The sequence below is a fragment of the Pseudomonas nitroreducens genome, assembly GCF_010994165.1.
Taxonomy (GTDB): Bacteria; Pseudomonadota; Gammaproteobacteria; order Pseudomonadales; family Pseudomonadaceae; genus Pseudomonas; species Pseudomonas nitroreducens.
The window spans coordinates 616,660-636,258 of record NZ_WMBX01000002.1; the positions used below are offsets into that span (position 1 = coordinate 616,660).

Here is a 19,599-nt window from a genome sequence, read left to right on the forward strand (position 1 = left end):
CTGCCTGTGCCGCCCTGCACTGGCGGTGGCGGCGCCAGGTGGCTGGTACTATGATTTTCAGCTCCTCACTTCAGCACGTCGCTGTCCTGCCACTCCCGCCAAGCGAGCCTTGTGAAGCCTTCGACCATCTGTGCAGCCTTGCTCTGTTCATTGCTCAATGCCGGGGCCTGGGCAGGGGACTATCGGGTCGTCACCGAAGAGTGGGCGCCTTACAACTACGTCGAGAACGGCCAGCTCACCGGCATGGCGACGGACATCGTCAAGGCCATCATGGGGCTGACCGGCGATGATTTCGCGATCGAGCTGTTGCCCAGCATGCGCACCAGCCTGGCCCTGCAGTCGCAGCCGAAGACCATCATGTTTTCCATGTTCCGCACGCCGGCGCGCGAGCCGCTGTACAAATGGGTAGGCCCGATCGTCGAAGAGTCGATCCATCCCTATCAGTTGGCCAATGCGCGCCAGCCGGCGAATACCCTGAGCGACCTGCGGGGCGCTCCGCGTATTACCACCCGGCATGCCGGGCTGGTTCCGGAGACATTGGAGGCCATGGGCTTCGACAATCTCGACAAGCGCGCCACCGGCAGCCCGCAGCTCTATCTCATGTTGCTGGCCGGGCGTACCGACATCATCGTCGGCGACACCGATGCCGGCGTCGCGTATTACAGCCGCCAGTTGGGCCTGTCGCCCGGCACATTGCGCCAGGTGCCGGTCGAGCTGTTTCGCTCCACGCTCTACATCGCCTTCAGCCGCGACAGCGACGACCAGCGAGTCGCCGCCTGGAGTCGCGCGCTGGAGCGGTTGCGCGAGTCCGGCGAGCTGGCGCGCATTCAGCGTCGATACGAGAGCCCGGACCTGCAGTGAGATCGTCCGGGTACTTGCGTCGCGTCTTGTCCGTGTGCGGGAGGCTCAGCCCGCGATGTCCCGATACGGACGTGGCTCGCCGGGGGACTGGCTCGGCGGGCCGAGCTCAAGACGCCAGTAGCCCACGTCGTGCCATTGGCCGAGCTTGAAACCGACCTGCGGGAAGGTGCCGACATGCTGGAAACCCAACCGCTCATGCAGGCCGACACTGGCTGCATTGGGCAGGGCTATGCCGGCATAGGCGGCGGTGAATCCCTGCCTGGCCAGGATGGGGAGCAGCTCGGCATAGAGGCTGCGGCCCACACCCGAGCGCCGCTCGCTCTCCGCGATGTAGACCGTGACATCCACTGCCCATCGATAAGCAGCGCGCGCCCGGTGCTGGCTCGCATAGGCGTAGCCGGCCATGCGCCCATCGCGTAACGCAACCAGGTACGGGTAAGTCTGCAGGGTCGTGCAGATCCTCTGCCGAATCTCTGCGGCACTCGGCGGCACCTCTTCGAAGGAGATCGCCGTTCCACTCACTATCGGCGCGTAGATGGCCTGGATTGCTGGCGCATCCTCGGGGCGCGCCTCCCTGATTTCGCTGGGCATGGTCACCTCAGATCGAGCGCTGATTCACACGGGCGGACAGCTGCTCGGCGTTCTCCTTGCGCTCCGAATAACGATCCACCAGGAACTCCTGGCGATCCCGCAGCAGCAGGGTGAACTTCACCAGCTCCTCCATGACGTCGACCACGCGGTCGTAGTACGCCGAGGGCTTCATCCGGCCCGCCTCGTCGAACTCCAGGTAGGCCTTGGGAACCGAGGACTGGTTGGGGATGGTGAACATGCGCATCCAGCGGCCAAGGACGCGCAACTGGTTGACCACGTTGAACGACTGCGAGCCGCCGCAGACCTGCATCACCGCCAGCGTCTTGCCCTGGGTGGGGCGCACGGCGCCGAGGGCCAGGGGGATCCAGTCGATCTGTGCCTTGAACACCGCCGAGAGTGCGCCGTGGCGTTCCGGCGAGCACCAGACCTGGCCCTCCGACCACCGCACCAGGTCACGCAGTTCCTGCACCTTCGGATGCTCCACCGGCACATCGTCCGGCAGCGGCAGGCCTGAGGGATTGAAGATGCGCGTCTCGGCACCGAAGTGCTGCAGCAGCCGTGCGGCTTCCTCCACCAGCAGGCGGCTGAAGGAGCGCTCGCGCGTCGATCCGTAAAGCAGCAGGATGCGCGGTTTGTGCTCGCTGGCATCGGCGGCTGCTGGTAGCGGATCGATCAGCGACAGGTCGAGGTTGGGCAGTTGTTCGGACATGTGTCCTCCTGATCAAAGGGCGCCGATACGATCCAGCTCGCGCTTGAGTTCGTCGCGGCCGAGGGTGGCGAAGGGCAGGGCGAAGAAGGCGCGGCAGCGCAGTTCGATGCGCGCCAGCGTGGCGCGGAAGGCGGCGTCGATCGCGGCCTCGTCACCCTCGGCATCCGAAGGATCTTCCAGCCCCCAGTGGGATTTCACTGCCGGGCCGAAGTAGACCGGGCACGCCTCGCCGGCGGCCTTGTCGCAGACGGTGACGACGATATCCGGCGGGTTGCCTTCGAAGGCGTCGTTGCCCTTGCTGCTCAGGCCTTCGGTAGAGATGCCGGCCTGCTCCAGGGTAGCGAGGCTGCGGGGCAATACCTGGCCCTTGGGAAAACTGCCGGAGCTGACCGCCTCGAAGCCTTCGGGCGCCAGGTGATTGAACAGCGCCTCGGAGAGGATGCTGCGGCAGCTGTTGGCCGTGCACATGAACAGGACTCGCATGGAAGGCTCCTCCGCTTCTGGGCGGGACGTCAGAGGCTCAGGCGCAACGCCAGGGCCGAAAGGGTGATCAGCAGAACCGGCAAGGTCAGGAGGATGCCGACCTTGAAGTAGTAACCCCAGGTAATCCGCACACCCTTGCGTTCCAGCACATGCAGCCAGAGCAGCGTGGCGAGGCTGCCGATGGGGGTGATCTTCGGGCCGAGATCGCAGCCGATGACGTTGGCGTAGATCATCGCCTCGCGCACCAGGCCTTCCGCGCCGCTGGCCTGGATCGACAAGGCGCCGACCAGCACGCTGGGCATGTTGTTCATCACCGAGGACAGCAGCGCCGAGAGCAGGCCGGTGCCGAGGGCGGCGCTCCACAGCCCCTGTTGGGCAAGACGGTCGAGCAACTGGGCAAGGAAGTCCGTGAGGCCGGCGTTCTTCAGGCCGTAGACCACCAGGTACATGCCGAGGGAAAAGATCACTACCTGCCAGGGCGCTTCGCGCAGTACACGGCGGGTGGAGATGCGCCGGCCGCGGGCGGCGACAGCGAAGAGGAGCGCGGCACAGGCGGCGGCCACGGCGCTGATCGGGATGCCCAGCGGCTCCAGGGCGAACAGGCCGACCAGCAACGCCAGCAGCGTCCACCAGCCGACGATGAAGGTGGCGCGGTCATGGATGGCGGCCTTGGGTTCCTTCAGCGCATGGAGCGCGTACTGCCTCGGGATGTCGCGGCGGAAGTACAGAAACAGCACCAGCAGGGTGGCGGCAATGCTGGCAAGACTCACCGGCAGCATCACCGAGGCGTATTCGGCGAAGCCCAGGCCGAAGTAATCCGCCGAAACGATGTTCACCAGGTTGGACACCACCAGCGGCAGGCTTGCGGTGTCGGCGATGAAGCCGGCGGCCATGACGAAGGCCAGGGTCGCGGCGGGGGAGAAGCGCAGGGCGAGCAGCATCGACATGACGATGGGCGTGAGGATCAGGGCCGCACCATCATTGGCGAACAGCGCCGAAACGGCCGCGCCGAGCAGCACGCAGAAGGCGAACAGGCGATGACCGCTGCCGTTGGCCCAGCGCGCCACGTGCAGTGCGGCCCACTCGAAGAAGCCGGCCTCATCCAGCAGCAGGCTGATGACGATGACCGCGATGAAGGTGGCGGTGGCGTTCCAGACGATGGCCCAGACGACCGGGATGTCGTGCAGCGAAACCGCGCCGGCGGCCAGGGCGATGATCGCACCCAGGGCGGCGCTCCAGCCGACGCCAAGGCCCCTGGGCTGCCAGATGACCAGAACGAGGGTGAAGATGAAGACTGCAATGGCGACCAGCATGGAGGATTCGCTCGGTGGGGATCAGCAGCAGGCGGCGTCACGGACGGGTCGGCCGTCCATGTTCTGCAGGCGCAGGGTGTTGTCGGCCAGCCACTGCCCGTTGGCCAGCAGGGTGACCTGCAGCATGTCGTGCACCCAGGTGGGTAGGTCGGGGTTGAGGCGGTAATACACCCACTGCCCCTGGCGGCGATCCAGCAGCAGGCCGCTGCTGCGCAGTTGTGCCAGGTGGCGGCTGATCTTCGGCTGGCTGTCGTCCAGCGCGCACATCAGCTCGCAGACACACAGTTCGCCCAGGCTGGCGATGAGCAGGGTGGCGCGAGCGCGGGTCTCGTCGGCCAGACACTTGAAGACGTCGGGTGGGGTAATCATGGCGCTGCCTAAATATATGGAAAATCGAATATACGTATTTCCATATATTAAGCGCAAGCCCCCGAAGCCTGATCCCGGCGGAGAGGGCAGTTCATCGTATTTTCTAAATTTAAATTGAATTTATATTTAACCTGCTTCAGGCTTCCTGGCACTGTCCGCTGTTCAGGAATAATCATGGCCTCCCGCGAAGCTCGAAAAGATGGTGAAGCGACCCGCCTGCGCATCCTTGAAGCCGCCGGCGAACTTTGCGCGACGCTCGGCTTCGGCGAAACCAGCAACAAGGCCGTCGCCGCCAAGGCGGAGGTCGACCTGGCGTCGATCAACTACCACTTCGGCAGCCGCAACGGTCTCTATCAGGCCGTGCTGGGGGAGGCCCGTCGACGCTTTCTCGACATCGCCGACCTGCAGCGGATCATCCAGGGCGAGCAGGCGGCGCCGGACAAGTTGTTTGCGCTGACCGAACTGGTCGTGCGCAAGGCCGCGCGCGGGAGGGAGAGCTGGCACCTGCGGGTGCTCGCTGCCGAAGCCCTGGCGCCCAGCAGCCACGGTCAGGAGTTTCTGCACCCCGAAAAGGCGCTGAAGCTGACGTTGCTCAAGCAACTGTTCAGCGAGATCACCGGGATCCCCCCCGAAGATCCCACATTGGTGCCCTGCATTCTCAGCGTCACGGCGCCATGGGCGATGCTGCTGATCGGGCCTCGTGGAGGGCATGGCGCCCTGCGCGACATTCTCGACATGCCGGGTCCTGTGGTCGTCGCCCAGCTCTACAGCTTCACCCTGGCCGGCCTGCAGGAAGTGGGGCGGCAGCATCGCCAGCGTGCACTCTGCGCGGGCGAATGAGCCGACTCCATTCCTTCCCTGTCCCACGCCACCTCATCTCATCAGGTCCGCCCCATGCAAACGGCCTCCGAAAAAAGCCTGGCCACGAAGCTGAGCCCCCCGGACGACGCTCAGGCGACGCAGCCGTCCATTCCACTGCTGCTGGCGGCGTTGCTGCTGGTGATGTTCCTCGCGGCGCTGGACCAGACCATCGTGTCCACCGCGCTGCCCACCATCGTCGGCGAACTGGGCGGCCTGCACCTGTTGTCCTGGGTGGTGACCTCCTACCTGCTGGCCTCCACGGTCGTGGTCCCGCTGTATGGCAAATTCGGCGACCTGTACGGCCGCAAGCTGGTGCTGCAGACCGCCATCCTACTGTTCCTGGCGGGCTCGGCGCTCTGCGGGCTGGCGCAGAACATGACCCAGCTGATCCTCCTGCGCGCGCTGCAGGGCCTGGGCGGCGGTGGCTTGATGGTGGTGGCGATGGCGGCCATCGGCGACGTCATTGCGCCGGCCGAGCGTGGTCGCTACCAGGGGCTGTTCGGTGGCGTATTCGGCCTCGCCACGGTGGTCGGTCCGCTGGTGGGCGGCTTCCTGGTCGAGCAGTTGTCCTGGCGCTGGATCTTCTACATCAACCTGCCGCTGGGCCTGCTTGCCCTGCTGGTGATCGGCAACGCGTTCAAGCCCCACGTCGCGCGGGTGAAACACGTCATCGACTACTTTGGCGCTTTCTTCCTGACCCTGGCCCTGGCTTCGCTGGTGTTGATCACCAGCCTGGGCGGCAGCACGCTCGAGTGGACCTCGATCGACATCCTGTGCCTGTCGCTCTTCGCCGTTGTCGGTGTGATCGGCTTCGCCCACGAGCAGCGCATCGCGGCGGAACCGATCATGCCGCTGCACCTGTTCCGCCACCGGACCTTCGTGCTCGCCGGGCTGATCGGGTTCACCGTCGGTGTTTCGCTGTTCGGCTCGGTGACCTTCCTGCCGCTCTACATGCAGGTGGTCAAGGACGCCACGCCGACCAGTGCGGGCCTGCAGATGCTGCCCCTGATGGGTGCGATGCTGATCGTCTCGGCTATTACCGGTCGCCTGATCAGCCGCTGGGGGCGTTACCGGGTCTTCCCCATCCTTGGCACGCTGCTGCAGGTCATCGCCCTGGCGTTGCTGAGCCGTCTGGACCTGCAATCGTCGATGTTGCAGATGAATCTCTACATGGCCTTGCTCGGCGCCGGGCTGGGCATGGTGATGCAGGTACTGATCCTGGCGGTGCAGAACAACGTCGAATTTCGCCACATGGGCGTGGCGACCTCCGGGGCGACCCTGTTCCGCTCCATCGGCGGCTCCATTGGCGTCTCGGTGTTCGGCGCATTGTTCTCTCACGAGCTGATGAGTCGGCTCGTGAGTGCCTTCCCGGCCAGCGTCGGCTCACCGGCCAACCTGTCGCCGGCCGCTGTGCATGCCTTGCCCGCAGCGTTGCGGCAGGCTTACCTGGAAGCCTTTTCCGGATCGATGCACTGGGTCTTCCTGGTGGCCTGCATGGTCAGCGCCGTGGCCTTCGCGCTGTCGTGGCTGCTGCAGGAAGTACCGCTGCGCAAAGCCTGAAGACGCCTGGGTCACCGGTCCTTCACCGGGTGTCCGGCCCAGGTTCCGGGCGAGTTGGCGGCGCCGGAGAGGGCGTCGAAATCCTCGCTGCGCAGTGGGCGAAGTTGCAGGGAATCGCCGAGCAGGGCTGGCTGGTCATTGAAGCTTGTCATGCCTGGTTCCAGGGACAATGGAGCCGGGCTTATGGGTCGACCGGAAACTTGCACAGAGCCAATGGCACGTCCTTGCACGGTGCCATTGGCCGCTTAGTCGCTGCAGATGCCAAGAATCGCCCGCGCGGCCGACGCTGTGCCGCGCGAGGCCTGCATCTGTTCGCGTACGCTGGTCAGCCGTTGCTGCATCGCCTTGTCGCAGAGCAGGTCGGCCAGTGCGCCGGGCAGCGCCGCCAGCGGGTTTTCGAAGCGCGGCAGGTAGCGCGCCACGCCCACTTCCTCGGCGCGCCTGGCGTTGTCATGGCCGTCCCAGCAGTAGGGGATGATCACCGACGGCAGGCCGAAATACAGTGCCTCGCAGAAGCTGTTGTTGCCGCCGTGATGGATGAACAACTGGCATTCGCGCAGCACGGCCGGTTGCGGGTACCAGCTGTCGAGGTAGACGTTGTCGGGCACGCTGTCGTAGTGCTCGCGGTAGGCGCCGACGTTGATCAGGAAGCGGTAGGGCAGTTGCGCGACGGCATCGATCAGCTTGCGCATCATCTCGATATCGGCCGCGCCGAGGCTGCCGAAACTCACATAGATCAGCGCAGCATCGTCGTGTCGCGGGAACTGCGGCGGGATATACGGCGCCTCGCTGCGCACGCAGCCGTCGAGGTACAGATAGCGCTCGGCCGGCAGCGGATTCTGGCGCTCGTAGCGCACCGGTGTGGGTGAGAGCAACAGGTTGAGCCAAGGCGAATCTTCGAGGAATTGGCCGGTGGGCAGGGCAGGGTGACCGCACTCGGCGAGGAAGCGGGCGAAGCGTTCGTGCGCCGGCTTTGTCGCTTGCAGGTAGTGTTCGCGGTAGGTGGCGCAGGCTTGTGGATCGCTGCTGCTGGCGCCGGACAGGTAGGGCGGCACCGCGGGGTCGGGTAGTTCGGTTTCCGCGCAGGAGATCATCCGCACCCAGGGACAGCCGGCGGCGGCGATGGCCGGGAAGCTGACCACGTTGTCCAGCACGATGGCATCGGGCTTGAGCCGGGCGAGCAACTGCTGCAGCGGTTTTTCCGACTCGATGGCGGTATCGATGATGGCTTCCCAGGCCGGCGCAACGTAGCTGTCGATCTGCGCCAGGGGCGGCTGGTCGAAGTAGGGCACGTTGCGCTCGATGAAGCGCTCCCAGTAATGCTGGTGGTCGGCGGCGGAGAGCGGCGAGTCCAGTTGCAACGGGTACTCGGCGAAGCCGTACTCGGCGAAGATGCCCTGGAAATGCGCATGGCAGATGAACACCGGGCGTGCGCCGAGTTCGCGCAGGGCCTGGGCGATGCCGATGCAGTTCAGCGCGGCGCCGAAACTGGCCTCGGGGAAGAAGGCGATGGTTCTTGTTCTTTGCGTCATGGGCACATCCGGGTGTTGCTCACGGGCACTGCGTGAAACTGATACTGCATTTTTTCGTTAAAAAAAACACTGTGTGAGAAAAATAATCAGCGACGCCCCTGGGCGAACGACTGTGGAATCCCGCGGTTGGCGGTCTGCGGGCGTTGCGCGAAGGACAGCCGCAGGTGCAGGCGCATCAGGTCGGCGGCGACTTCCAGCTGGCCGCGCTCGATCTGCTCGATGATTCGCAGGTGCTCGCGCAGGGCTTCCTGCAGGCGGTGCACGCTGACCATCGGCAGCAGGTTGGGCAGGCGGCGCAGACGCTGGTGCTGCAGCAGAGCGTCGCCGACGAAACGGTTGCCGCAGCCCTGGGCGATCAGCTCGTGGAAGCCGATGTCCAGCTCGCGGAACTGGGCCACGTCGAAGCGCTCGATGGGCGCCGCCAGCAGTTCCTCCATGGCCCCGCGCAGCAGGGCGAGGCGCGCGAGATCGGGGTCGAAGCCGGGGGCGAGGAGGGCTTCGGGTTCGAGGATCAGCCGATAGCGCAGGCTGTCTTCCAGCGCTGCGAGGTTGTTCAGCAACGGGCGGAACGACCAGCTCTGCCCGGCGCCGCGCTCCAGCACCTGGTCCTCGCTGAGTTGCGCCAGGACCTTCTGTGCCGCGACTCGGCCGATGTCGTAGCGGCGCATCAGCTCGCTGGCGCTCAGGCTGTTGCCCAGGCGACCGGCCATGCGGTCGCGCAGTACCGAGGCGGCCAGGGCTTCTTCCTCGGCCTGGGGCAATGCCGAGCCGAGCACCTGGGCGGACGGATCGGCGGCGAGGCGATAGCCCTTGCCCGGCTCGTGGGCCACCAGTTGCTGCTCCTGCAGCAGGTCGAGCCCGGCGCGGATCAGCGTGCGCGACACGCCGAAGGTGCGCGCCAGTTGCTGCTCGGACAAGGCGTCGCCATCGGCGAGACCGGTGTCCTGGGCATGCTCGATGATCCGCCGGGCCAGTTCCAGGTGGTTGGTGCGCGGTCTTTTCTCGGTGTCCTTGCTCAAGCGGCTTCTCTCCGGCAGGCGTCGCAGGCTTGTGGGCGCGGGGCGCCCCCTTATGCCACAGCGAGGAGGGTCCAACAAGAATGCAAGAAATGGTTGACTTCGCCAGTGGTTCGGTTTTTATTTTGAAAAAAAGACATGTAGTACGCTTTTCGTTCCGCTGCCGTTGACACACAAAAACAACCATCGTCAGGTGCGCAAGATGAAGCTGAAGACCATGCTCTACGCAGGGGCAACCCTCGCGCTCACGCTGTCCGCCACCACGGCCAGCGCCAAGGATCTGGTGATCTCCATCTGGGACGGCTACATGGCCCCGGACAACCTGGAGAAGTTCCAGAAGGCCACAGGCCTTGAAGCCGACAAATCTCTCCACGCCACCAACGAAGAAATCATGGGCAAGCTCATGGCTTCCGGTGGCGAAGGCTATGACGTGGTGTTCGTCTCTTCGCCCTTTGCCGAGATCCTGCACAAGCAGGGCCTGCTCGCCGAGATCGATCCGGCCAAGGTGCCGAACCTGAAGAATCTCTACCCCGAAGCGCAGAAGCTCGAGTACGACGTCGGCAACCACTTCTCCGTGCCCTACACCTGGGGCACCACCGGCATCTGCTACCGCTCGGACAAGGTCAGCCCGGCGCCTTCGAGCTGGAGCGACCTGCTCAAGCCCTCCGACGCCCTCAAGGGCAAGACCACCATGCTCGCCACCGACCGCTGGCTGCTCGGCGCCGGCTTCCTGGCCAACGGCTGGTCGGTGAACGACGGCAACCCGGACCAGATCAACGCGGTGCGCGACCAGTTGATCGCCACCAAGAAGCGCCTGCTGTCCTTCGACGACACCACCTTCTACTCCAAGCTGGCTTCGGGCGAGGCGCTGATGGCCCACGCCTGGGACGGCTGGTGCAACTACGGCACCCAGGCCAACGAGTCGATCAAGTTCGTCGTGCCCAAGGAAGGTTCCGACCTCTGGGTGGACACCATGGTCGTGCTGAAAAGCTCGAAGAACCCCGACGCCGCCTACCGCTTCATCAACTACATGCTGGAGCCGGCGAACCACGCCTGGGTCGCGGAGAACATCCTCTACAAGGTGCCCAACCAGGCGGCGATGGCGACCCTGAAGCCGGACCTGCTGGCCAAGTATCCGAACCTCACCACCACACCGGCCGAACTGGTCAAGCAGCAACAGTTGCGTGACGTGGGTGGCTCGACGCAGAAGGCGTACACCCGCGCCGTAACGGAAATCATGGCCGCCCAGTAAGGCCGATGGGGCGTCGCGCTGGCGCCCCGAACTCTCTCCGGAATAACCCTGAAGCACCCCGCCTGGCGTGGGGTTGGGGGAACTACGCATGACCGCTTTATCCGCCGACCGCAAATTGTCGGCCTGGCTGCTCGCGCCCGGTCTGGGCTGGCTGGCCCTGTTCCTGCTGCTGCCGTGCCTGCTGGTGTTGGTCTACAGCTTCCTCGAGCGCGGTGCCTACGGCGGCATCGACTACGTGTTCACCTGGGAAAACTACCGCCGCGCGGTGGACCCGCTATACCTCGACATCCTCCTGCGCTCGGCGAAGATCGCCGGCCTGGCCATGCTCTTCGCGGTGATCATCGGTTACCCGGCGGCCTACGCCATCACTCGCACCACGCCACGTCGGCAGGCGGTGTACCTGTTCCTGGTGATGCTGCCGTTCTGGAGCAACTACCTGATCCGCACCTATGCCTGGATCGTGCTGCTCAACCGCGAGGGGCTGCTCAATCGCCTGTTCAGCCTGCTGGGCTACGGCGGCGAGCCGATCAGCCTGCTGTACACCGACGCCACCGTGGTGCTCGGGCTGGTCTACAACTACATCCCCTTTGTCATCCTCGCCATCTACAGCTCGCTGTCGCGCATCGACAACGAGCTCTGGGAAGCCTCGCGGGACCTTGGCGCGTCCGGCTGGACCACTTTCCGCCGGGTGATCCTGCCGCTCTCGGTGCCCGGCGTGGCGGCCGGCGCGGTGTTTGTCTTCGTGCTCTCCATCGGCAACTTCATCACCGCCGACCTGTTGGGCGGCAAGCAGGTGCAGATGGTCGGCAACCTGATCTACGCGCAATTCCTCACCGCGCGCGACTGGCCGTTCGGCGCGGCGCTGAGCTTCTTCCTGATCGGCATCATGCTGCTCCTGCTGTTCATCCAGGCCATGGTCTCGCGCCGGGCCCAGGGCGCGGAGGGCGAACGCCATGCGTAATCCCTCCGGCATTGCCCTCGGCACGCACCTGTGGCTGGTGTACGCCTTCCTCTATGTACCGATCCTGGTGCTGATCCTGCTGTCGTTCAACGCCAGCGGCCTGCCCACCGCGTGGGGCGGCGCATCGCTGAAGTGGTACGCCAAGCTGCTGGCCAATGCCTCGATCCAGCACGCGGCGCTGAACACGCTGATCGTTGCACTGACCTCCACCTTCATCGCCTGCGTGCTCGGCACGTTGCTCGCTCTCGGCGTGGAGATGCGCGCCCGCAGCAGCGGCAAGAAGGGCAGCAATATCGCCGACACGCTACTGATGGCGCCGATGATCATCCCCGACATCGTCCTGGCCATCGCGCTGCTGAGCTTCTTCAACCTGCTGAAGATGAGCCTGGGGCTGCACTCGATCATCCTCAGCCACGTGGTGTTCAACATCGCCTTCGTCTGCGCAGTGGTGCGTACCCGCCTCAAGCACTTCGACTATTCGATCCTCGAAGCGTCCATCGACCTGGGCGCCGGCTGGTTCACCACCGCGCGCCGGGTGCTGCTGCCGGCAATCTTCCCCGGCGTGCTGGCCGGCGGGCTGCTGGCGTTCACCCTGTCGGTGGACGAATTCATCATCGCTTTCTTCAACTCCGGCTCCGGCAGCGCCTCCACCACGCTGCCGATGCAGATCTATTCGATGATCCGCTTCGGCGTGACCCCGGAAATCAACGCCCTCGCCACCCTGGTGATGCTGGTCAGCTTCACCGCGCTGTTCGCCTCCCAACGTCTGAACAAGGTGCCCAAAGCCCATGACTAAGTCATCCGACCTGCTCGTGCTGGAGCAGGTGAGCAAATCCTACGGCGAGGGCCTGACGGCGGTGGACCAGGTGTCCCTGGCGATCCGCGAGAACGAGTTCTTCGCGCTGCTCGGCCCGTCCGGCTGCGGCAAGACCACTCTGATGCGGATGATCGCCGGCTTCGAGACGCCCAGTTCCGGCGCCATCTATCTCAACGGCCAGGACATCTCGCCGCTGCCGCCAAACAAGCGCCCGCTGAACCTGATGTTCCAGTCCTACGCGCTGTTCCCCAACATGACCGTGCGCGGCAACATCGCCTACGGCCTGGAGATGGAGAAGCTGCCCGCTGGCGAAATCCGCCAGCGCGTCGACGCGGTGCTGGACACCGCGCAGCTCGGCCCGCTGGCCAACCGCCGGCCGGACCAGCTTTCCGGCGGCCAGCGCCAGCGCGTCGCCCTGGCCCGCGCCCTGGTCAAACGCCCGCGCGTGCTGCTGCTGGACGAACCCCTCGGCGCGCTGGACAAGAAGCTGCGCGAGAAGATGCAACTGGAACTCAAGCGCCTGCAGCACGAGAGCGGCATCACCTTCATCATGGTCACCCACGACCAGGAAGAAGCCCTGGTCATGTCCGACCGCATGGCCGTGCTGCGTGACGGCAAGGTCTGCCAGTGCGGCAGCCCCAGCGAACTCTACGAGAACCCGGGCAGCCGCTTCGTCGCCGACTTCATCGGCGTCAGCAACCTGATCGAGGGCCGGCGCGTGGGCACCAATCGCCTGCAGGCCGGCGACCAGGTGCTGAGCATCGAGACCACAGCCGAGTCCAGCCCCGAGAGCGTGACCCTGGCGCTGCGCCCGGAACGTCTGCGCGTGCTCACCGACTCGACTCCGGCCACCGACAACCAGATCCAGGGCCAGGTGGCGGAGGTCGCCTACCACGGCCTGGACACCAACCTGCACGTGAACACGGCGCTGTCCAGCAAGCCGCTGATCGTTCGCGTGCCGTCCTCGGACTACGACTTCCTCCGCCTCGCCGCCGGCATGCCGGTGCGCCTGGGCTGGGATGCGCGGCACGGCCGCGTGCTGACTCACTGATTGCCAAGAACAAGACCTACAGGAGAGCACCATGAGTAGTGAACGCAAGGTCATCGCCTTCTTCCCCGAGGCCGCCTACGGCCCGGCCCTCAACTCCGTCGGCATCGCCCAGGCCTGCGAGGCGCTGGGGCACAAGGCGGTGTTCCTCACCGATCCGGGCATGACCGGAGTGTATTCGGCCTACGGCTTCGAGGAGCACTACGTGAACATGTCCGAGCCGATGCCGGCCGAGGAGATGGCGCGCTACTGGACCGACTTCATCAACGGCCACATCCCCAACTTCCGCAAGGCGCCGATCGACCAGCTCGACAACTACGTGAAGGAGTGCTGGGAGGCCATCGTCTCCACCGCCAAGTGGGCGCAGAAGGAGCTGCCGGCGATCCTCGACAGGATCAAGCCGGACCTGATCTGCGTGGACAACGTGATCCTCTTCCCGGCCATCAAGCACTACGGCAAGCCGTGGGTGCGGATCATCTCCTGCTCGGAGAACGAGGTGCACGACCCGGATATCCCGCCGTATCTGTCGGGCATGAGCGTGGACGACAAGGAGGGCCACGCGCGCTTCCAGAAACGCTTCGAGGAGGTGATCGCGCCGATCCACGCCGACTTCAACGACTTCCTCGCCCAGTGTGGCGAGCGACCGTACCCGCTGGGCACCTTCTTCGAAGAGTCGCCCTACATGAACCTGTTGCTGTACCCGGACCCGGTTAAGTTCCAGCGCCGCCATCCGCTGCCGGCGCGGCAGTTCCACTACCTGCAGGGTTGCGTGCGCACCGACAAGCCCTACGAGATTCCGCAGTTCAGGGCGCACAACGACAAGCCGCTGCTGTACGTCAGCTTCGGCAGCCTCGGCTCGGGCGATGTCGACCTGCTCAAGCGCCTGGTCACCGCTATCGGCAAGCTGCCGTACCGCGCGCTGTTCAATGTCGGCGAGCACGTGGAGAAATACGACGACCTGCCGGACAACGTGATCGTTTCCAACTGGTACCCGCAGCCCTCGGTGATCGCTCAGGTCGACGGGGTGATCCACCACGGCGGCAACAACAGCTTCACCGAGTGCCTGTTCTTCGGTAAGCCGGCCATCGTCATGCCCTACGTCTGGGACGGCCACGACAACGCCATGCGTGCCCAGGAAAGCGGCCACGGCCTGCGCATGGACCGCTACGACTGGAGCGAGGAAGACCTGGCGCGCAACATTGCCCAACTGCTCGGCGATGACCTGATGAAAGAGCGCCTGGCGCGCACCAGCGACTACATGCGCTCGCGCAAGGGCCCGGAAGACGCCGCGCGCATCCTCGACCAACTGATGGGTGGCAAGGCGGTGAGCCATGGCTGAGTTCAAGGCCGACAGCACGGCGCCGCACATTCGCGGCGCCCGCGAGTACGACGACCTGGTGGACTGGGGCGTGCAGTCCGATGCGCTGGAGGGCGTCTCGCACTCCAGCGGGCGCCTGCTGTTCAAGGGGCCGAACAACAGCCCCGAGACCGGGCTGTGGGTTTGCACTCCTGGGCGCTGGCGGTTGTCGATCCCGCGTGACGAGCTGTGCCATTTCGTTTCCGGGCGCGCCACCTATCGCTCGGACGAGGGCGAGGTGATCGAGGTCGAGCCCGACACCCTGGTGCTGTTCCCCGCCGGCTGGACCGGCGAATGCACCGTGCACACGACCCTGCGCAACCTCTACATGCTGGCGTGATTTCGTAGGGCGCATAACGCCTCAAGCGTTATCCGCCACCAACCTTGCGCCGAACCTGTCGGCGGATAACCGCAAGCGGTTATTCGCCCTACGCCTTAACCGGCTGCCCGTGCGGGTGGCCATCGCTGGAGAAAGACATGAAAACCCCCGTTATCCATCGCCCGCTGCAAGTCACCGAACTCAAGGACTGGGGCGTGATCCCGACCATGCTCGAGGGCGAGTCCCACGTCAGCGGCGTGGTCCTGCACAAGGGGCCCGAAGGCCAGTCCGAATGCGGCATCTGGCACTGCACGCCGGGCAAGTGGTTCTGCCACGTGACCAGCGACGAGTTCTGCCACTTCCTCGAAGGCCGCTGCACCTACGTGCACGAGTCCGGCGAGGTGATCGAGATCGAGCCGGACACCGCGGCCTTCTTCCCCAAGGACTGGAAGGGCGTGTGCACCGTGCACGAGACCATCAAGAAGGTCTACATGATCCGGTGATGCCATGAACCTGCCTTGTGAAACCACCCGCGCCGCTGCCCGCGAGACCTTTCTCGCCGGCAGCGGCCTGGCCGGAGAGACGCTGACCGCGCTACCGGCCGACGCCTCGGCGCGGCGCTACTTCCGGGTCGACGGCAAGGGTCTGCTGCTGATGGATTCGCCACCCGGCGCCGAGCCGCTGGCGCCGTACCTGCGGGTGGCACAACTGCTGCGCGACTGCGGGCTGTCGGCGCCGAACGTGCTGGCCGCCGACCGTGAGCTGGGCCTGGCGCTGATCGAGGACTTCGGTGACGCCACCTATACCCGGCTGTTCGCGGCCGGCCACAGCGAGACGGCGCTGTACCGTCTTGCCGTGGACGCCCTGGTGCGCCTGCACCGCGCCGGCCCGCAAGCGGCCGAGGGCGTGCCGGCCTACGACGGGCAGAAGCTGGGCGAGGAAGCGGCGCTGTTCATCGATTGGTACGCGCCGCTGCTCATCGGCGAGAAGGCCGCCGCGCAATTGCGCGAACGCTATCTGGCCGAGTTCGCCGCGCTCTGGCGAGACGCCTCGATGCGCCGCGAAGTACTGGTGCTGCGCGACTATCACGTCGACAACCTGATGCTGCTGGAGGGCAGGGAGGACGTGGCGGCCTGCGGGTTGCTGGACTTCCAGGACGCGCTGTTCGGCGCACCGGCCTATGACCTCATGTCCCTGCTCGAAGACGCGCGCCGCGACATTCCCGAAACGCTGCGCGTGACCCTGCTCACCCATTACCTCGGCCAGCGCCCGGAAGTGGACGGCCGGCGCTTCCTGGCCGACTTCCAGGTGCTCGCCGCACAGCGCCACGCCAAGGTGCTGGGCATCTTCGTGCGCCTGGCCAGGCGCGATGGCAAGCACGGCTATCTCAAGCACCTGCCGCGCGTACTGCGGCTGTTCCAGCGCGCGCTGGATAACGAGCAGCTGCGCCCGCTGGCAGCGCTGCTCGACGCAAACCTGCCGAACTGGCGCCAGCCGCTGGAGAGCGACGTGATCGCCCAGCGTCTGGCCTCACCCGAATCCCTGCGGAGCATTCCATGACCGACTTCCACAGCGACGTGCCCCTGCGCTTCATCGGCCCTCACTACCAGGGCGTGGCCACGCAGCGCCTGCGCGACATCATCAATCCCGCTGACCTCACGCCCGTGGGCCGCATTGCCCTGTGCGATGCCGAGGACGTGGACGCCACCATCGACGCTGCCAACGCTGCCCAGCGCGAGTGGAAGCGTGTCGATGCGAAATCCCGCGCGGCGATCCTTCACCAGTTGGCCAACGCCATCGAGACCGACCAGGCGACCCAGCGCGAAGTGGCGCGGCTGATGACGCTGGAGATGGGCAAGCCGTTCCCCGAGGCCATGGGCGAGCTGGCCAACTGCGCGCCGATCTTCCGCTACTACGCCGAGATGGCCCGCGATGAAGCGGGCAAGGTAGCCGGCACCACCCAGCTCGGCTCGTTCCAGCATGTGCGCTACGAGCCCTATGGGGTGAGCGTGCACATCATGCCGTTCAACTTCCCCATCCTGCTGATGTGCTGGACCCTGGCAGCCTCGCTCGCGGCGGGCAACGCCTGCATCGTCAAGCCGGCGGAAAGCACCACGCTGTGCACGCTGAAATTCATGGAGCACTTCAAGGTGCTGCCGGCGGGGATGGTCAGCTGCGTGCCGGGCGATGCCAGCACCGCGCAGCGCCTGGTGCAGTCCGAGCGCACCCACGCCGTGGCCTTCACCGGTAGCGTTGCCGCCGGCAAGGCAGTGGCGGTGGCCTGCGCCGAGCGGATGAAGCCGGCAGTGATCGAGGCCGGCGGTAGTGACCCGATGATCATCTCCCGCCACGCGCCGCTGGAAGTGGCGGCAGCCGGCGCAGTGACCGCGGCGTTCCACCTGAGCGGGCAGATCTGCACCTCGGCGGAGCGCTTCTATGTGGTCGACGAAGTGCATGACGAGTTCGTTGCGCGTTTCGCCGAGCGGACTCGCGCGTTGCGCATCGGTCACGGGCTGGAGCGCTCAGAGATCGGCCCGATGGTCAGCGAAGCGGCTCGCGCCAAGGTGATTCGCCTGGTGGACGACGCCATCGCCAAGGGTGCCACGCTGGTCTGCGGCGGGCGCATTCCGCCGCAATTCCCGGTGGGCTGGTACTACGAGCCGACCATCCTCACCGACGTCACCCCGGCGATGGCCATCTTCCACGAGGAGTGCTTCGGCCCGGTGGCGGCGATCTGCAAGGTGAAGGATTTCGACGAGGCCGTGCGCCTGGCCAATGACTCGCCCTTCGGCCTGGGCGCCTCGCTGTTCTCCACGGACCTGGCCGAAGCCATGGAAGCGGCGGACCGCCTGGAGGCGGGGATGGTCTGGGTGAACAATCCGCTGATCGACAACGATGCGCTGCCGTTCGGCGGCTGGAAGATGTCCGGCATGGGCCGCGAACTCGGTCGCCAGGGGCTGGATGCGTTCCGCCGCTCGAAGATGGTGATCATCGACCACCAGCCGCAGATTCATTCCTGGTGGTACCCCTACAGCGACGAGGTGTTCTACCAGGGCTGATCCTTCAAGCCGAGGTGCGGCCCAGCCTTTGCTGCAGCCGCGCCTTCACCTCGGACCACTCGCTGTCGATGATGCTGAAACGCACCGAGTTGCGCTTGCGGCCGTCGGGCATGATGCGTTCGTGACGGACGATGCCTTCCTGCACAGCGCCCAGGCGCAGGATGGCGGCGCGGGATTTCTCGTTCAGCTCGTCGGTGGTGAACTGCACGCGCACGCAATCGAGCTGCTCGAAGGCGTAGGTGAGCAACAGGAGCTTGGCCTCGGTGTTGATCGGTGTGCGCTGCGCCGACAGGGCGAGCCAGGTGTGGCCGATCTCCAGCTTGCGGTTGGCTCGGTCGACCTTCCAGAAGCGGGTGCTGCCGACGATCTTTCCACTGCGCCGGTCAAGGATGGCGAAGGGCAGGACGGTTCCTTCCTCCAGGCCCTTTTCGGCCTTGGCGATATAGCCCGCGACCGTGTCCGGCCCGGGTACCACGGTGACCTTCAGGTTCCACAGTTCGCCATCGGCGGCTGCGTCTAGCAGGGCCTGCGCGTGTTCGGCGCGCAGGGGGAGGAGTTCGACGTGGTCGCCGATCAGGTGGGGACAGGTGAGGGCGTGCATGCTGTGCGGCTCTTCAGGACGAGGCTACAGCCTACCGGATGCCACGCGGTTTTCGTAGGAGCGAGGGGGACGCCGGGGCCTTGCTCGTGAACCGGCGCGATATGTGGATCGCCGCTGAATCCGTTTGCGAGCAGGCTCCACCGTACGGCGGATAACGCTGAAGCGCTATGCGCCCTGCGAGGGCGTTTCAGCCGACGAAGCGATAACCCTTGCCGCGCACCGTCAGTATCAGCGGATGCGAGGGCGCTTCGCCCAGCTTGGCGCGCAGGTGGGCGATGCGCACGTCCATCGAGCGGTCCAGGCCGTCATAGGTAATGCCGCGCAAGGCGAGGAACAGCTCATCGCGGCTCAGTGTCTGGCCGGCGCGGCTGGCGAGGTACCAGAGCAAGTCGAACTCGGCGCCGGTGAGGTCGATGCGCTGGTCATCGCGATGGACCTCGCGCTGCCGTGCATCGAGGAGCAGGCCGGCGATTTCCAGTCGTTCGGAAGTGGTTCCGGGAGCCTCGCGACGCCGTAGCAGCGTGCGCACGCGGGCCAGCAGCAGGCTGGGGCGCACCGGTTTGCAGACGTAGTCGTCGGCGCCGTTTTCCAGGCCGTCGATCTGCTCGGTGTCTTCCGAGCGCGCGCTGAGCATGAGGATGGCCCCCGAGTAACCGGGGCGGATGCGCCGGCAGACGGACAGGCCGTCTTCGCCGGGCAGCATGCGGTCGAGGATCACCAGGTCCGGGCGTTCGTCCATCACCCGGGCGGCGGCGCGGGCGCCGTTGGCTTCGATGCTGGCGGTGAGACCGTGGTGCTCGAGAAAGTCGCGGGTGAGTGCGGCGAGACGCAGGTCGTCCTCGACGATGAGAATGCGGGTGGTTGTCATGGCTGCGGGAGTCAGAGGGCGC

General features: G+C 65.7%; 22 protein-coding genes. 12 read left to right on the forward strand and 10 right to left on the reverse strand.

The annotated features are described in order from the left end of the window. Positions 1-111 precede the first annotated feature (111 nt). Positions 112-861 carry a substrate-binding periplasmic protein gene (locus tag GJV37_RS10750; RefSeq protein WP_065086633.1) on the forward strand — a complete coding sequence of 250 codons (750 nt, stop codon included), beginning with the start codon at positions 112-114 and terminating at the stop codon, positions 859-861. Between the two features lie 45 nt (positions 862-906). Here GJV37_RS10750 and GJV37_RS10755 read toward each other — a convergent pair whose 3' ends face one another. From GJV37_RS10755 to GJV37_RS10775, 5 genes are read right to left on the reverse strand one after another with little or no spacing between them, the layout of a single operon-like run. Further along, positions 907-1,452: an arsinothricin resistance N-acetyltransferase ArsN1 family B gene (locus GJV37_RS10755; protein ID WP_024762774.1), complete on the reverse strand. Its 546-nt coding sequence runs from the start codon at positions 1,450-1,452 to the stop codon at positions 907-909. 7 nt (positions 1,453-1,459) lie between these two features. Next, a complete protein-coding gene (gene arsH, locus GJV37_RS10760; RefSeq protein ID WP_024762775.1) occupies positions 1,460-2,161 on the reverse strand; it encodes an arsenical resistance protein ArsH in 702 nt (233 codons plus the stop codon). Positions 2,162-2,173: 12 nt separating this feature from the next. Then, complete coding sequence (locus tag GJV37_RS10765; protein ID WP_024762776.1) at positions 2,174-2,644, reverse strand: arsenate reductase ArsC; 471 nt, start codon at positions 2,642-2,644, stop codon at positions 2,174-2,176. A 29-nt stretch (positions 2,645-2,673) separates the two neighbouring features. After that, positions 2,674-3,957: an arsenic transporter gene (locus GJV37_RS10770; protein WP_170858634.1), complete on the reverse strand. Its 1,284-nt coding sequence runs from the start codon at positions 3,955-3,957 to the stop codon at positions 2,674-2,676. Between the two features lie 21 nt (positions 3,958-3,978). Then, positions 3,979-4,326 carry a metalloregulator ArsR/SmtB family transcription factor gene (locus GJV37_RS10775; protein ID WP_024762778.1) on the reverse strand — a complete coding sequence of 116 codons (348 nt, stop codon included), beginning with the start codon at positions 4,324-4,326 and terminating at the stop codon, positions 3,979-3,981. Positions 4,327-4,500: 174 nt separating this feature from the next. On the opposite strand from GJV37_RS10775, the gene GJV37_RS10780 reads away from it, so the two are divergent. Both GJV37_RS10780 and GJV37_RS10785 read left to right on the forward strand, forming a co-directional pair. Further along, on the forward strand, positions 4,501-5,166 hold the full coding sequence (locus GJV37_RS10780; RefSeq protein WP_169887668.1) for a TetR/AcrR family transcriptional regulator: 666 nt from the start codon (positions 4,501-4,503) through the stop codon (positions 5,164-5,166). Positions 5,167-5,220: 54 nt separating this feature from the next. Next, a complete protein-coding gene (locus GJV37_RS10785; RefSeq protein ID WP_193452438.1) occupies positions 5,221-6,747 on the forward strand; it encodes an MDR family MFS transporter in 1,527 nt (508 codons plus the stop codon). Positions 6,748-6,758: 11 nt separating this feature from the next. Here the strand turns inward: GJV37_RS10785 and GJV37_RS10790 are convergent, their stop codons facing one another. The 3 genes from GJV37_RS10790 to GJV37_RS10800 form a co-directional block, all read right to left on the reverse strand. After that, positions 6,759-6,899 (reverse strand): hypothetical protein, encoded by a 141-nt coding sequence (locus tag GJV37_RS10790; protein WP_169887666.1) that lies wholly within the window; start codon positions 6,897-6,899, stop codon positions 6,759-6,761. 93 nt (positions 6,900-6,992) lie between these two features. After that, the gene (locus tag GJV37_RS10795) at positions 6,993-8,279 is read right to left on the reverse strand and encodes a glycosyltransferase (protein ID WP_193452439.1); all 1,287 of its coding nucleotides are present in this window, start codon (positions 8,277-8,279) and stop codon (positions 6,993-6,995) included. An 86-nt stretch (positions 8,280-8,365) separates the two neighbouring features. Next, entirely contained in the window at positions 8,366-9,298 is a 933-nt protein-coding gene (locus tag GJV37_RS10800; protein ID WP_193452440.1) for a GntR family transcriptional regulator, read from the reverse strand. A 199-nt stretch (positions 9,299-9,497) separates the two neighbouring features. Here GJV37_RS10800 and GJV37_RS10805 point away from each other — a divergent pair, with 199 nt between their 5' ends. The 9 genes from GJV37_RS10805 (at position 9,498) to GJV37_RS10845 (ending at position 18,108) form a co-directional block, all read left to right on the forward strand. After that, positions 9,498-10,547, forward strand: a complete 1,050-nt coding sequence (locus GJV37_RS10805; RefSeq protein WP_017519222.1) for a polyamine ABC transporter substrate-binding protein — start codon at positions 9,498-9,500, stop codon at positions 10,545-10,547. A gap of 88 nt (positions 10,548-10,635) precedes the next feature. After that, positions 10,636-11,508 (forward strand): ABC transporter permease, encoded by an 873-nt coding sequence (locus GJV37_RS10810; RefSeq protein ID WP_065084685.1) that lies wholly within the window; start codon positions 10,636-10,638, stop codon positions 11,506-11,508. Further along, the gene (locus tag GJV37_RS10815) at positions 11,501-12,304 is read left to right on the forward strand and encodes an ABC transporter permease (protein ID WP_024762784.1); all 804 of its coding nucleotides are present in this window, start codon (positions 11,501-11,503) and stop codon (positions 12,302-12,304) included. The genes GJV37_RS10810 and GJV37_RS10815 overlap by 8 nt, the downstream gene beginning before the upstream one ends. Then, the gene (locus GJV37_RS10820; protein ID WP_193452441.1) at positions 12,297-13,376 is read left to right on the forward strand and encodes an ABC transporter ATP-binding protein; all 1,080 of its coding nucleotides are present in this window, start codon (positions 12,297-12,299) and stop codon (positions 13,374-13,376) included. Before GJV37_RS10815 ends, GJV37_RS10820 begins: the two co-directional genes overlap by 8 nt. 31 nt (positions 13,377-13,407) lie before the next feature. Then, the gene (locus tag GJV37_RS10825; RefSeq protein WP_193452442.1) at positions 13,408-14,712 is read left to right on the forward strand and encodes a nucleotide disphospho-sugar-binding domain-containing protein; all 1,305 of its coding nucleotides are present in this window, start codon (positions 13,408-13,410) and stop codon (positions 14,710-14,712) included. Next, positions 14,705-15,070 (forward strand): cupin domain-containing protein, encoded by a 366-nt coding sequence (locus GJV37_RS10830; protein ID WP_193452443.1) that lies wholly within the window; start codon positions 14,705-14,707, stop codon positions 15,068-15,070. Before GJV37_RS10825 ends, GJV37_RS10830 begins: the two co-directional genes overlap by 8 nt. A gap of 137 nt (positions 15,071-15,207) precedes the next feature. Next, positions 15,208-15,552 carry a cupin domain-containing protein gene (locus GJV37_RS10835; protein WP_017519228.1) on the forward strand — a complete coding sequence of 115 codons (345 nt, stop codon included), beginning with the start codon at positions 15,208-15,210 and terminating at the stop codon, positions 15,550-15,552. A gap of 4 nt (positions 15,553-15,556) precedes the next feature. Continuing rightward, positions 15,557-16,609 carry an aminoglycoside phosphotransferase family protein gene (locus tag GJV37_RS10840; protein ID WP_193452444.1) on the forward strand — a complete coding sequence of 351 codons (1,053 nt, stop codon included), beginning with the start codon at positions 15,557-15,559 and terminating at the stop codon, positions 16,607-16,609. Beyond that, positions 16,606-18,108 carry an aldehyde dehydrogenase family protein gene (locus tag GJV37_RS10845; RefSeq protein ID WP_038803180.1) on the forward strand — a complete coding sequence of 501 codons (1,503 nt, stop codon included), beginning with the start codon at positions 16,606-16,608 and terminating at the stop codon, positions 18,106-18,108. Before GJV37_RS10840 ends, GJV37_RS10845 begins: the two co-directional genes overlap by 4 nt. A gap of 4 nt (positions 18,109-18,112) precedes the next feature. On the opposite strand, the gene GJV37_RS10850 is transcribed toward GJV37_RS10845, so the two are convergent. Together GJV37_RS10850 and GJV37_RS10855 are read right to left on the reverse strand one after the other, a co-directional pair. Beyond that, positions 18,113-18,709, reverse strand: a complete 597-nt coding sequence (locus GJV37_RS10850; protein WP_024762791.1) for a GNAT family N-acetyltransferase — start codon at positions 18,707-18,709, stop codon at positions 18,113-18,115. Between the two features lie 187 nt (positions 18,710-18,896). Continuing rightward, on the reverse strand, positions 18,897-19,577 hold the full coding sequence (locus GJV37_RS10855) for a response regulator (protein ID WP_024762792.1): 681 nt from the start codon (positions 19,575-19,577) through the stop codon (positions 18,897-18,899). Positions 19,578-19,599 lie beyond the last annotated feature (22 nt).